Annotated in this window: 19 protein-coding genes and 1 tRNA gene; 7 read left to right on the top strand and 13 right to left on the bottom strand. The window is 51.0% G+C overall.

Annotated features, from left to right (window positions below; all coding sequences use genetic code 11):
- Positions 1 to 81 precede the first annotated feature (81 nt).
- The gene (locus CHH28_RS17495) at positions 82 to 870 is read right to left on the bottom strand and encodes an AraC family transcriptional regulator (protein WP_094061529.1); all 789 of its coding nucleotides are present in this window, start codon (positions 868 to 870) and stop codon (positions 82 to 84) included.
- A 117-nt stretch (positions 871 to 987) separates the two neighbouring features.
- Between CHH28_RS17495 and CHH28_RS17490 the strand changes: the two genes are divergently transcribed.
- The 7 genes from CHH28_RS17490 (at position 988) to CHH28_RS17460 (ending at position 4,758) form a co-directional block, all read left to right on the top strand.
- Positions 988 to 1,590, top strand: coding sequence for a class I SAM-dependent methyltransferase (locus tag CHH28_RS17490; RefSeq protein WP_157729989.1), 603 nt, complete (start codon positions 988 to 990; stop codon positions 1,588 to 1,590).
- On the top strand, positions 1,587 to 1,970 hold the full coding sequence (locus CHH28_RS17485; RefSeq protein ID WP_094061527.1) for a hypothetical protein: 384 nt from the start codon (positions 1,587 to 1,589) through the stop codon (positions 1,968 to 1,970). The genes CHH28_RS17490 and CHH28_RS17485 overlap by 4 nt, the downstream gene beginning before the upstream one ends.
- Before the next feature lie 259 nt (positions 1,971 to 2,229).
- Positions 2,230 to 2,751, top strand: a complete 522-nt coding sequence (locus tag CHH28_RS17480) for a GNAT family N-acetyltransferase (protein ID WP_157729988.1) — start codon at positions 2,230 to 2,232, stop codon at positions 2,749 to 2,751.
- Entirely contained in the window at positions 2,726 to 3,430 is a 705-nt protein-coding gene (locus tag CHH28_RS17475) for a DUF6624 domain-containing protein (protein ID WP_094061525.1), read from the top strand. The genes CHH28_RS17480 and CHH28_RS17475 overlap by 26 nt, the downstream gene beginning before the upstream one ends.
- A gap of 7 nt (positions 3,431 to 3,437) precedes the next feature.
- On the top strand, positions 3,438 to 3,815 hold the full coding sequence (locus CHH28_RS20430) for a MerR family transcriptional regulator (RefSeq protein WP_094061524.1): 378 nt from the start codon (positions 3,438 to 3,440) through the stop codon (positions 3,813 to 3,815).
- Positions 3,816 to 3,887: 72 nt separating this feature from the next.
- Entirely contained in the window at positions 3,888 to 4,508 is a 621-nt protein-coding gene (locus tag CHH28_RS17465) for an NAD(P)H-dependent oxidoreductase (RefSeq protein WP_094061523.1), read from the top strand.
- 173 nt (positions 4,509 to 4,681) lie between these two features.
- Positions 4,682 to 4,758 (top strand) — tRNA-Val (locus CHH28_RS17460).
- A 102-nt stretch (positions 4,759 to 4,860) separates the two neighbouring features.
- Here CHH28_RS17460 and CHH28_RS17455 read toward each other — a convergent pair.
- The 12 genes from CHH28_RS17455 to CHH28_RS17395 all read right to left on the bottom strand — a co-directional run bounded on the left by CHH28_RS17455 (position 4,861) and on the right by CHH28_RS17395 (position 12,181).
- Positions 4,861 to 5,976 (bottom strand): tyrosine-type recombinase/integrase, encoded by a 1,116-nt coding sequence (locus CHH28_RS17455; protein WP_199243937.1) that lies wholly within the window; start codon positions 5,974 to 5,976, stop codon positions 4,861 to 4,863.
- Complete coding sequence (locus tag CHH28_RS17450; protein WP_094061521.1) at positions 5,976 to 6,179, bottom strand: helix-turn-helix domain-containing protein; 204 nt, start codon at positions 6,177 to 6,179, stop codon at positions 5,976 to 5,978. Before CHH28_RS17450 ends, CHH28_RS17455 begins: the two co-directional genes overlap by 1 nt.
- The gene (locus tag CHH28_RS17445) at positions 6,176 to 7,462 is read right to left on the bottom strand and encodes a hypothetical protein (protein WP_094061520.1); all 1,287 of its coding nucleotides are present in this window, start codon (positions 7,460 to 7,462) and stop codon (positions 6,176 to 6,178) included. The genes CHH28_RS17450 and CHH28_RS17445 overlap by 4 nt, the downstream gene beginning before the upstream one ends.
- A gap of 10 nt (positions 7,463 to 7,472) precedes the next feature.
- The gene (locus CHH28_RS17440; protein WP_157729987.1) at positions 7,473 to 7,814 is read right to left on the bottom strand and encodes a hypothetical protein; all 342 of its coding nucleotides are present in this window, start codon (positions 7,812 to 7,814) and stop codon (positions 7,473 to 7,475) included.
- Between the two features lie 5 nt (positions 7,815 to 7,819).
- The gene (locus tag CHH28_RS17435; RefSeq protein WP_094061518.1) at positions 7,820 to 9,019 is read right to left on the bottom strand and encodes a zonular occludens toxin family protein; all 1,200 of its coding nucleotides are present in this window, start codon (positions 9,017 to 9,019) and stop codon (positions 7,820 to 7,822) included.
- On the bottom strand, positions 9,019 to 9,399 hold the full coding sequence (locus tag CHH28_RS17430; protein WP_094061517.1) for a DUF2523 family protein: 381 nt from the start codon (positions 9,397 to 9,399) through the stop codon (positions 9,019 to 9,021). Before CHH28_RS17430 ends, CHH28_RS17435 begins: the two co-directional genes overlap by 1 nt.
- On the bottom strand, positions 9,396 to 10,664 hold the full coding sequence (locus tag CHH28_RS19970; RefSeq protein ID WP_157729986.1) for a hypothetical protein: 1,269 nt from the start codon (positions 10,662 to 10,664) through the stop codon (positions 9,396 to 9,398). Before CHH28_RS19970 ends, CHH28_RS17430 begins: the two co-directional genes overlap by 4 nt.
- A 124-nt stretch (positions 10,665 to 10,788) precedes the next feature.
- On the bottom strand, positions 10,789 to 11,028 hold the full coding sequence (locus CHH28_RS17415; RefSeq protein WP_094061514.1) for a hypothetical protein: 240 nt from the start codon (positions 11,026 to 11,028) through the stop codon (positions 10,789 to 10,791).
- Positions 11,029 to 11,047: 19 nt separating this feature from the next.
- Positions 11,048 to 11,284 (bottom strand): hypothetical protein, encoded by a 237-nt coding sequence (locus tag CHH28_RS17410; RefSeq protein WP_094061513.1) that lies wholly within the window; start codon positions 11,282 to 11,284, stop codon positions 11,048 to 11,050.
- Positions 11,285 to 11,290: 6 nt separating this feature from the next.
- A complete protein-coding gene (locus CHH28_RS17405; RefSeq protein WP_094061512.1) occupies positions 11,291 to 11,596 on the bottom strand; it encodes a hypothetical protein in 306 nt (101 codons plus the stop codon).
- A gap of 75 nt (positions 11,597 to 11,671) precedes the next feature.
- Positions 11,672 to 11,944, bottom strand: a complete 273-nt coding sequence (locus tag CHH28_RS17400) for a hypothetical protein (protein ID WP_094061511.1) — start codon at positions 11,942 to 11,944, stop codon at positions 11,672 to 11,674.
- A 12-nt stretch (positions 11,945 to 11,956) separates the two neighbouring features.
- Entirely contained in the window at positions 11,957 to 12,181 is a 225-nt protein-coding gene (locus CHH28_RS17395) for a helix-turn-helix domain-containing protein (protein ID WP_199243936.1), read from the bottom strand.
- Positions 12,182 to 12,472: the final 291 nt, after the last annotated feature.

The raw sequence follows: 12,472 nt of genomic DNA, 5'->3' as shown, positions 1-12,472 counted from the left end.
TGCTGCGTGAAACGGCCCTGCAAATACAGGCCTTGCAAATACAGGTCTTGCAAATAAACAGCGCTTGCTGTCGCATCGGTATTAGCGTCGCTGCCTGCGCCAGGCAGCCGGCGTTACGCCATAAGCTTTTTTAAACTGGCGAATAAAATGCGTGACGTCCTTCCAGCCTAACATATGGACAATTTTTTCTACTGGATGATCGGTGCCTGCTAAACGCTCGCATGCATGGCGCAAGCGGTGCTTGATAATCCACTGACCAACGCTGTAACCCGTTGCCTGCTTCATTTTTGTTGCCAAGTGCGCAGGGCTTAAATGCACTGCTGCGGCAACGTCCTTTAACGAAATGGCGGCTTGACTGTGCTGTTCAATAAAGCTCATGGCTTTGCCTAAATGCGTATCCGGGCTGAGCGAGGTGTGATCCACCTGAGCGGCCCAGCGCGCTTCGTGTAGGATTAAAGTGACCAAGCTATTAATGACGGTGGCTGGAAAGTTCTGCTCCAGAGCCATTTGTAATTGCTCAAACACCGAAGCAAGCCAGGTGAGTCGTTGCGGTTCGATTTTTACGATCGGCAATGCCCCCTGGCGTACCAACTGAAATGGACGCATCAGTTCCTGTTGCTCGCCAGACAAGTGACTGGCCAGAGAAAAGCTCAGCCAATGGACTTGCATATCTTGCCCGCTGAGCAACGCATGGGGAGTGCCAGATGGCACCAGCGTCATACAGCCTGGTGTTATCAGTACCGGTTGTTGATTGTCTAAAGTGACATAGCCAGCCAGCAGCAGTGTGAGGACGTAATCTTCGTGGCTGTGATGATCTTCATTGTGTAGTTTGTCAATATAGGCGTAGCCAGATTGAACCTGCTGGAACATGGGCTGCTTTGCTCGTGAATGCGAAAAATAAGCCGATTTTCACCCAATTCTAGCACTGTTGGACACGTCGCCGTCAGCGCACACTATGCCGAACTCATCAGCAACGAGGATCAACATATGTCGCACTGGAGTGACGAACATGCGCACGACTATGACGAGCGCTGGGGGCAGCTGGCGTTTCACCAGCTTATTCCACAGTTAGCAAACGTACGGCCTGGCCATCGCATAGTAGAAATCGGTTGTGGCGGCGGGTTTCTCAGTCTCTGTTTGGCTCAAAGCCAGCCAAACGTGACGGTATTGGCGCTGGACCCAAGCGCAGCCATGATTGAGCGAGCACATAAGCGTCAGCAGCAAGCCGGTATCGGCCCCGAGCAGCTGAGCTTTGCGCTGGCTGGGGCCGAGCAGTTGGATGTCATGCCAGCATCACAAGATCTGATTGTGGCGGCATTTTCGCTGCATCATTGGCAGCAGCCAGAAGTCGCAATGACAAGGCTCACGCAAGCACTCAAGCCCGGCGGTCGTTTTTGGCTGTGCGAAGATCTCAACACTCCGAGCTTTGGTGACCTAGACGTGCATCAACAATTGAAAATGCTGCCCGGCATCGAGGCTTTATTGCGTGACTTCGGCTTTCGCGACATAACACACCGCACACACCACACCGATGAAGGGGATTTTTTGGAAGTACAAGGCGTGCGGCCGGTGCAGGAGTTGGCGTTATGAGTCTGCAGCTGGTGTTGCTGGTGTGGTCGTGTCACATGTTATTTTGGGAAAAATTACCAGAGTGGGGCAGCTGGTTCAGTGGTTTTATTGAGCGCTTACCCCGGTCATTGGCGTATCTGTATCAGGCTTGGCATTGTCCCTATTGCTTTGGTTTTTGGGCAGCCATCGCGGCCCACGCCATTACCGGTCATACCACGTTTGTGTGGCCAATGGCTGAGCAGGGCTCGGCGCTGCTGTTGTTACTGGCTTGGTTGTCCGATGCGTTAGTGACAGCGGTGCTGGTGATGTTGGTCAGCGTGAGCTACAGCGCTTTGTCTGGCCCTGCGGTGCGCGGCATGCAGCTGACGCAAGAATTCAAACAGGCAATGAAAGCAGATTAGACGCTACTTTCAACAAGCGCTGCTCTGGTGGTTAAAGGCAGCGTTTGTACCAGACAGCAGCGTTTGCTTTAGTCGGCAGAGCTTGTGCTAGACGACAGTGTTTATGTTAGACGGCAGTGTTTGTGACAGCTGTGCCTGTAACGACCGTATTTTTATAAGACTGGCATGTAAAAAACATCGTTGCGGTGTTCATCAATACACTCACTTGGAGGCTCTCTATTCATTGGGTATGATCCTGCATAAAACGGTAGAAGATTGCATGAGCGAGTTTTGCCTCACCACAGAACGCCTGATCCTACGTGACATGCGCTTGAGCGACGAAGATGACTTTGTCTCATTATCGCAGCGCTCAGATTATCAAACCTATTATGACGAACAGGACTGCCGCGCAGAGAATTACCGCTATCTGACGCAGTTGTTTGTTCAGCAAATCGGCGAAAAGCCACGCATGTCCTACCAGCTGGCAACGATCGATAAACACAGCAAAAGATTTATTGGTATTGCGTGCATTCGTATGGAGGCACACGCGCGGGCTGCCATTGGTTTTGGCTTAAACCCAGATTGGCAAGGCAAAGGCTTGATGTACGAAAGTATGCAGGCACTGATGAGCCATGCCGAAACCCAATGGGGAGTTCAGCAATTTTATGCCTACACCCTGAAGCAAAACAGTGCAGCCATGAAGCTTTGTCAGCGTTTAGGTCTGAACGTCTGCACAGACTATTTAAATGTGCGTTATTTTAAAGGGCAAGAGTGGCATGAAGTTATGCTCGAAAGAGCGTAATGCTCGCCAGCGACCTGAGCGCTCAGCAGTGTTGTTGCGGCAGCTCATGGTTGTCATATCCGTGCTGGTGTCGGCGTGTGCGCATCATAACCTGCCTAGTGACAACGATATCCAGCGGATAACGCAGCAAGCGACGGCGGTTCGTAACCAAGATCAGCACATACGATCACAGCTGCAACACTACCTTCAACTACATCTTGAACAACACCCGCTCTCTGACTCATCGAACTCTGCCGCTGTTAAAGAGCTGTGGCAGCAGCAACAAGCCCTCGATGAACGGAACCGCCGCTGGGCAGCAGAGGTTTTAAACACCTGGGGATGGCCGAGCAAAAAGCGGTTTGATGACGTGGTGGCAAGATCGCTGTTTTTAGTGATTCAGCATGCCGATGTTGAATTTCAACAACGCTTTTTCCCCCTCGTTGAGCAAGCGGTACATAAGGGTGATCTAGACCGACCTGCATTGGCTTTGCTGACCGATCGTATGCTGGTCAATCAAGGAAAACCTCAGCGCTATGGCACGCAACTGCAAAAAGAAGGCGATGCTGCGCTGCAGTTTTATCCTATAGAGCAACCGGAGCAAGTTGACCGGCGTAGGGCAACCATGGGGCTTGGGACATTGCACGAATATGCCGACCAGTTAGGCATTATTTGGCAACCGTCGAACACAGAGATTGAGTAATAAATCGATGTTTATTGGCGAATTAGAAAAACGCAGCGGTGTATCGGCCAGAGCCATTCGGCTATACGAGTCTCTAGGCTTGCTCAATGTGAAAAGACAGGGGAGGTATCGGATATTTTCAGCCGAGCACTTAGAATTTGTACAGCTGATAAAACAGGCCCAACGTTTGGGAGTCAGTTTGGCAGAACTGCAGTCTTTGTCCGCTGGAGAAAACGACCTTAATTGGGCTGCGTTAAACGATCTTCTGGTTGTTAAACGCAGAGAGCTGCAGCGCCAGCAGCGGCTGTTGGCACAGCAGCTAGAACAGATCGACCATTACCAGCAGATAATAGCGGACTGTGTGGCGCAAGGGCGAGGCGCTGGCATAGACCGTTGCATTGACTAGTACATTCGCTCGTTGACTCTGACCCTTAGGGCAAGGTTTAGTATTCGGGGCTCTACCCAATGAGGAGTCATTATGAGTCGAGTACTGATTATCAACGGCAACCCGAAAAGCAGCAGCTTGTGTCGCGCATTAGCAGAGCGTTATCGCCAGATCGCTGAAAAAGAACATGACGTTCAAGTGCTGCACGTAAGCGAGTTGAATTTCGAGCTGGACCTGCAGCAGGGCTACGACGAAATCCAAGCATTGGAGCCCGACCTAGAAAACACCCAGCAGTTAGTCACTTGGGCAGAACACATTGTGCTGATCACCCCTGTTTGGTGGGGCAGCATGCCTGCGCGGCTAAAAGGGCTCTTCGATCGCATCCTGTTGCCCGGATATGCCTTCAAGTATGTTGAGGGTAAAGCTTGGCCCAAACAGCTGTTAAAAGGCCGAACATCTGAGCTGGTGGTGACGCTAGATACGCCGGTGTGGTGGCACAAATGGTTTCAAGGCAACCCCATGGTTAAGCAGTTGAAGCACACCATACTGGAGTTTGTCGGCATTAAAGTTCGCTCGGTGCGCTATTTTGGCCCGGTAATGAACGCCAAAGAAGAGCAGATAGAGCGTTGGATCAACAGTGTTCAGCGTTTGGCGGTGACTCTGCCAGCCAGCCATGTGCCAGCTGCGAATGGCACATCTCGTTCAGGCGCCTAGCTTGGGCTCGTCACAGAGCTGCAGTGCAGGCTCTGGCCAGAGTCTGTACGCTGCTGGTAAGCGTCTGATTTACCTAGAGAATTGAGCATCGCTCTAAATGACGCAGTGGTAAAAAAACTGCCACAAAGGGGTTGCATCGAGCAGGCGAGCTGGCTAATATACGCGCCATCTTCAGGACTATAGCTCAGTTGGTTAGAGCGCTACCTTGACATGGTAGAGGTCCCCAGTTCAAATCTGGGTAGTCCTACCAAGAATTCCTTACAAAACAGGCACTTACAGGTGCCTGTTTTTGTTTCTGAAAGTCTGTATCTAAATTTTATACATAGATTACGTTTATCCAGTAGTTATCAGCTCACTGATTAATGTCTAAATCAGCTGCGCATGATGTCCACTGTTGATGACGATCTGTGTAGTCATCGGTCATCTTTTGGCTGGTGTGTCCCATCAAAAGATTCACATATTCTTTGCTAAAACCCTGTTCAAGATACAGTGCCCCACCTAACGCTCTAATTTCGTGAAATGTCGGTCGTTGCTGTGCTGGCATGTTCTTGAAAACTTCGTGTTGATCCCGTGCATTGCTAAATGCTTTGCCCAAGTACTCACCACTAATTTGGCCATGATGTTGTTGCCCTTTGAAGGGGATGCGTCTTGCCGGCAAACGGTGAATCACAAAAGGGCAATTGGTGGGTTTCACTGCCTTTGATTGATTCAGCAGAGCTTGCAAACTGTCTCCGATCTCAATGGCTAAAAACGCTCGATGGCCATGTTTTTCAGTCTTTTCTTGCACCACATGCAGGTGGTTATCGACAATGTCGCTGTATTGGACTTTGACGATGTCACCACGACGTTGCAGTGTGATCAAAGCAAACTGCATGGCGATCTGCAGCCACTCTGGTGCGGTCTGATAAATCAGGTCGAACCATTCTTTGGTCAATGGCTTGCGCTTTTTCTCGTTGCCAAGCTTAGGTGCCGTTAATGTTTGCAGAGCGACATTTTCCGTCATCATGCCCTTGGCCACGGCAAAAGCGAATACCTTGGTCAGTGTGCCTCGATGCTTGGTGTAAGCATTGCCCTGAAAACCGTCTAACCATTCAGCGCAGTGTTTAACGCTCACATCATTGGCCAACAAGTAACCTAACCCTTTGCGCATGGCATTGAGACGATAGTTTTCAAGCTTAAGCGTTGAGGGTTTCATGTCTTCAACGGACTGTCTTTCTGCAATATAGCGATCAATACAAGCCGCAACTGAAGACTCACTGGCACTGAGCACGTCTTTGACCAGGTCACAGGGCTTTACCAGGATGTGGTTAAGTTTCTTAGCTGCTGCTACTGCACGCACCTTGTCTGTACCCATCGGGTGATAGTCGCCAGTTTCTGGATGTCGATAGCGAAAATAGGCATTGTTTCGACCATAGCGATACAGGTTGTCGGGCAAATCATCGTTTGACCGTAAACGCTTTCTCGCCATCATTGAGCCCTAAGCACTGCATCTACCAAGGCATCACCGGTTGTGTTTTGCTCTTCAGAGACAATCACATACCAAGTGCCACCCAACTGCTTTGCCGGTAACTCACCGTTCTTAATCCAGCGTTTGACGGTGGAGTAAGCCGGAGGTTTACCTATAAAGCGTTGATCACGCCATTCAGAGACAGACATTAATTTCTGGTTCATCGTCCCACCCCATTTAACCGGTGTTGCATCATGCGTTGGTGAACGAAGGCTCCCAACACGCTGGGTAAATGCTCTGATTCTCCGAACTGCAACAGCCCAAAATAACTGCACAAGTCGGCTTCGATGTCGAATTCCAGTATTTTCTTGGTCACGAACGCGGCGGTGTAATTGCGTCGGGCGCACACCTTGATGTAGTTGCCGAGTGTGTGAGCGATGTGACGATGGTTCACTTCACTGCTGGGCTTTTTGTACTGGCGTTTGTAGATATAGTCCGCGGCACTGTTGAAGAACACCACGTCGTCAGCCAGGGCTTGCCACAGTGGGTCCACGTAGCCTTTGTCGTCCATCAACCGGAAGTTGTTTAAGGCATAGCGCCATAAACCACTGAGGTGCTGTTGCAGTTGTTCGTAGTTGCGAATCTGAGCATTGGGATTCTCGTTTTGTACGAAGCGTTCAAAGTCTTCGATAACGCTGTGATGGAAGCGAAATTCCAGCCTTCTGACAGTATTCCCTTCGACATACGCAGGCTTTAATTCGTCGCCATCAAACCCGGTCATCACTGAGGACCAGATGGGTTCCCAGAAGTGCAGCTTATCGCCTTTTCTCGCTTCTTCGGTTTTGTTGTACAGACACATTTGCACGGCACTGGACTGACCGAAGGTGTAGGTTTCCGTTGATCCGTAAATCACCGACACATCGGACAGACTGAAATCCGCATGGGAGACCCCATTCACTTTGAAGTTACGACGTGCGGAGGTTTGCAGACGATGTTCAAAATCCTCTGGAACCTCAAAGCCCACCATGTCGGTACACAGGTGAGCCGCTACGCCTTTTTCCACCACGTTGGTGGCAAACACATAGGCTAACTGCTTCAGCTCTTGGGTAAGGTCTTCAGGCGTGGATTGATACAGCTTTTGCGGGGTGACTTCGATTTTAAGGTGGGAACCGTTCTGGTCCGCTTCCACATAAAACGACTTCATCAGCACCACAAAACCGGCATCGAGGTTTTTCAGGATGAATTGGTAACCGGTCTTTTTTGAGCCTTTGGAGAGCAAGAAGTCATAGCCGTTGATGTGTACCAAATCGCTGTCGAAGGTCTGGTAGTGGTGTTCCAGCTGCTCCAGTACTTCCATGCGCAAATTGCAGCCATACAACTGCTTGAGGGTGTCCACTCCGCTATGCACGAACTGCACGCTGGATAGGTCCACGGTCTTGAACTGGTTTACGAAGTGATCGCCAAAACGCTCGAAGGTTTTTGCTTTAAATGGGTTCAGTGAGGTCATGGTCAAATCCTTATGAAAATGTCGCTGTGTGTAGCTGTATGTCGATTGACGTGGGTTTATTAGTACGTGTTACAGGGACGTACTGCAGAGCCAGGGCTTCGCCGAACGACGCTTCGTCGCTGTTCGCTCCGGCGCGCTTGTCGGCGGGCGCACTGGCTGACAGGCCGTCAGCACGCTGTGCTGACGCAAACGGCGCTAAGGGTGTGAGCAGGGCAGGTTCATGCCGTGGACAAAGACTGGCAGCGGCCAGCTGTTGTCCACCGCACCAGGACTCACGTCCTACGGCGGTGCCTACCTCTTGCATGCCAAGGCATGCCGCTGCTAACAAAATAAATAAGTAAATCGGGTTCATAATCGTCATTGTGCTGTGGCCGCGTTCACCAACATGGGTTGGCGTGTGGCGCGTTGAATGGGTTCAGGGCTGCAGACGGCGTAACGGCTGAGCTGCGGGGTGCTGACTCGCACCACGCAGTCAGACAGGCGTTCCACCACGAATCCAGCCGCTTGTAAATCCAGATGAGTCAGGCTCAAAAAATCCTGTTCGCTCACCAGATCAAAAAAGAGTGTTTGGGAATGGATGCCTTGCACCATGCCCGTGAAATACAGCTGACGACCGCGCAGCAGCTCGGTGGCGGCTGGCTGGACGTCGGCTGGGGAAAGGCTTACATCAACATCGTGCGTAGCAGCAGGCGCGCCAGATTGGCCAGCAAGATCATCACCAACAGTGTCAGTAATAACTTGCCCACCGTCCTGGCCGACCAGCGCAACGCTGTCATCAAAACTGTCCGCAGCCGAGAAAATGCTGTGTAAAAACCACGCGAAAAAAATGCCGAACAGGAGCATAAATACTCGAAGCTTTGGATCAGAAAAAATACTTTTATTTTCGCTCGACCCTTTAGCGGTGCCGGTGGCGGTGGATTGGTAGCACTGGAAGACTCTAAGGTCGGCTTTGCGTTTGACTGGGGTACCGATGTAGTGACTAACGGATTTTCCGCTGGTTTCTGGGTCATGTTTAAACTCCCGCCAACAGTGTTTCCACCAAGGTAAAACACCGGCCAGATCGCGATGACGGAAGCCGTACTCGGCAACGGCCCGGACTTCCTTATGGATTTTGCCGATGTTGGTGGTGGAGATGTAAATGTCCCAGTTCATGTGGCGATGCTGATCAAAGGCATTTTCGACCGTGCTGGGCCGTTGAATGCCATTGTCCAGCTGCTCGCGCTCATCCTCTGGGGTATCAAAAACAGACAGGCTTTTTAATCGCGTTGGATAGACCCGCTGGCCCTCATCCATCACGATCAAGGCACCGACGGGCGCCCACTGAAAAAACCGCGCCATGTGCTCGAAGCCATCTTGGCTGTCATGTTTGACGTTGATCAGTTTGGCTGTGTCTGGCACATCCATTTTCATGGTCTGGGCAATCGTGTCGACACAATTGAGACCACGAATATTGGTGATCACGGTTCTGCCTTGTTTTAGTGCGGGGATCACCACGTCCTGCACAATGGCAAAACTTTTATAACTGCCCGGCGGGCCATGATGAATGACGGCAGTCATTACATCAGCCCCAAAATCATGCGCGTCGCATAGGACGACATAATGATGTTGATGCCCTCAAAAATGTTGAGGTAGGCCAACAGCCGGAACGTCTGGTTATTGAGTGCGGCAATGGAGGACTCCAGTTGCTGCACAATGCCCAGTTGCTCGATCAGCTCTTTGGCGATGTCGTAGCCAAAGGCAATGGTCCAGAGTTTGATTTCCAACCACCACAGCACCAGCCAAGCGGCGACCCGCTCAAAAAACGTATCGATCCAAGTGTAGGAATCTGTGCTAAACACGGACTCATACAACGACAGTGCTTCCACCGCTGAGCCGGAATCATCGGCCAGGGTTGAAACACTGAAAAATACAAAAAATAGGGTCAGAAACAGTTTCATGATTTAGGACCTCCTAAAACAATGAATGCGCCCGTAACCATGGCGCAGAACAGAATAATGCTGGGTAAATAACGCAGGCCCGGCTCTAGAATCGCCGTACCGAAATTGACCTGAACGCCGAACAACTCGACGTAGTTGTCCTCGAAGGGTGAACCGCCACCGCCGGACGAAACATCGATCAGATCAGCAAACTTGGCACGGTATTCCTCGAACTCTTCGAAATACTCTGCGCGCTTTTCAGCGACTTTTTCTTGCAGGGAAGAAAAGTCGTCAATGGACAATGGGTCGTCACCGGTTGGATCTTGGTCGCTGCCACCACCGGTGTTGCTGCCGTCACCATCATCGCCCGAGTCACCGCCGTTGTTATTGTCGGAATCATCATTGTCGTCATTGCCATCACCACCCCCGTTACCGGGATCGGGATTGCCATCGCCACCATCATTACCGGGATCGGTACTGGGCGGAGTACAGCGAAACTCACACGTCTGAGCAGACACCAGGGTGATTTTTGAACCGGGCAACGTGCATTGCCATTTGTACTGCTGGAACTGGTCATTACAAGAATCTGGATAATCAGGGTGTTCAACACCATCCCAATTATCTGGATCGCCACCATCGTATGAACCATCACGACAAGAAGGGGTGCCTACAAACGAACCGCCATCGTTGTTGCCAAGCCAAACGCAATCCGGCTTATTCGGATCAACTTCACATTCATAGCCCAACGACTGCCAAGTGGAACACTCTTGCTGTGCCCATTCGTCATCGGTCAAATCAGAACCGGAGCCGTCCAACGGTTGCTCGCCGGTCTGGCCGGTACAACGATGGATAGGAGACGTACTGGATGGATCAGACGGATTAGAACCAAGACAAAAATCAGAACAAGCTGAACCGGCTGGCACTCTGTAAGTACCTCCGCCGGGCGCTGGGCATTCCTTTGTACCAAAACAATAACCAGTGGCCGGGTCTACTTGGTCAGGATAACAACCACCTGTTTCAGTATCGTCAGTAGGCGTGGTAGCGCAATTGGGGCGGTTGACGCACTCTGCATACCAGAAAAAATTACCGTAGGAATCCTTTGAGTCGGTTTTAACCCAATGACAGACTCGATGTTCATTGGCCAGAGGAAATTGTGAACGTTCTTCATCCGTGAAAAAGCCCTGAGCCGCGTTATATTCATCCTCATAGCCGTAAGGGCAAGACTCAGACAATGAGGCATGTAAATCGAATGACAACCACAGAGACAATAAAAATAGATAACGCATAATCTGCACCTGCAAAAAAGGCCCCGAAGGGCCTCAAAATTGCCCCATCAGGCAATGCGACCGGTGTAGAAACCGAACAAAAAACTCAGCCAAAACACCACACCGATCAGCACGGTCACCAGCATCAGGACTTTTTCATCAAACCAACGATGATGCCGACACCCACCAGCACCGCGACCACGGAGATCAGACCGGTTGAGCCGGACGTCACCATGCTCTTAGCGGCATCGAATGCCTGGGTGATGGCGGTGTCGTTCGGGTTGGTGGTGTTGGCAAAGGCCGAGGTGCTGGCCACGGTACCGGCGGTCACGAGCAGCGCTTTGCGAGAGTGTTGTTTCAGGTTTTGGAGTGTTTGAATGTTCATCATCATTTCCTTCATTAAGTTAAGTGCGTTGCATCAAGCGAGAAACAATGCCCACGCCATGGCCAGCGGCGAACGTGACCATGAAGGCCGTGAGCATCATTCCAAACAGCGCCGGATCAAACTCAGTGAACAGGGTGCTCAGCTGGGTTAAATCTGGCTGCTGTACCAGCGATTCGTAATCCGCCAACTGCCAGGCGGCGCAACTGGCGTAGCCGTTGGCGTCGATCTGGGGCGCATTACAAATCAAAATCTGCATGGTGGTTTACCCAGCTTTGGCTTTCGGTGACGGCGCAGAGCCGTTCACCCGAACGCCGGTGCAATACTGGGTCAGGCTGTTTTTGCTGCCTTTACGCAGCTCAATGTCGAGGGTGACATTGGCGGGGTAAGACGGCAGGTTTAACGCGTCGTAGACGGTGGCGTCACACTTGACGGCCATAAACGCAATGCCTTTGGCATTTTGGGCATTGGGGTCGGTCACCGGCTGGCCAATCCATAATTTCGAATAGCGTGTGCCTTCCACGGTAACCGTTTCCGCGCCATAGACTTGGGCCATGATTTGATTGTTCATGTTTAATACCTTTTGGTTTTTAAATGGTTTAACAGCGTTATCTGGCTGCTTTATTTTTTACGTCTTACTGCTCGTTTAATGGCATGCACCATCGTTCTGTGTGGCCTGTTGTTGCCACGTTTCTAAGCGTTCGGCGTTCAGATCACTGCGTATCTGCAACGCGAAGCGCTGAATTTCGTTATCTGGCTTGTTATCCAGAATTAAATAAATCAAATACCTCAGCGATACCTCAGGCAGGTGTGTGCTGTCGTTTTTGAATGCCGTTTGGTATTCCAATAACGCCACACTGCCGGGTACCTCTAACAGTTCGTTTTGCAGCGGAATGGGTGACGGTACATCCTTGACCATGAGGGCTTCCTCCTAATCGGCGTAATCGCCTTTGGTAAAAATGTCCTTACCATCGCGCAAATGACGCGACATCAGTTCGAGGTTCACAAAGTTGCGACCGGCAATTTTGACTCTCGGCACGGTGTCGGTCTGAATCCAACCGCGCACGGTGTCCTGGGTGATGCCCAAGAAGGCAGCAAACTGCTCTTGCGACATGACCGGCGGAATCGACACGTAGTGGATGTTGGGATGTTCCATGTTCAAAAGCTCCGGTTGATCTGTTGAATCGCCACAGACAATGGAGTGGGCACCGTTGAACAGCAGTGCGTGTATAAAACCAGCTTTTTGTCACCCGTTGGCACAAAACTGGTAAAAACCCACTGATAAGCCAGAATCCGATCGTTCATGTGGTCCTTCCTTTCGTTCTCTGGCCAGAGTGTTGGTATACTCATCGGCACAGAGCGACATACAGCGACATGTGTGTTTGGTTTTTAACCCGTGGGGTGTGGTAGCACCCGACAAGAGATTCTAATCTCTGTTTGCCTATAT

This window comes from Bacterioplanes sanyensis (assembly GCF_002237535.1).
Lineage (GTDB): Bacteria > Pseudomonadota > Gammaproteobacteria > Pseudomonadales > Oceanobacteraceae > Bacterioplanes > Bacterioplanes sanyensis_A.
The sequence above is the reverse complement of the archived record's forward strand: the minus strand, read 5'-3'. Positions and strand labels throughout refer to the sequence as shown.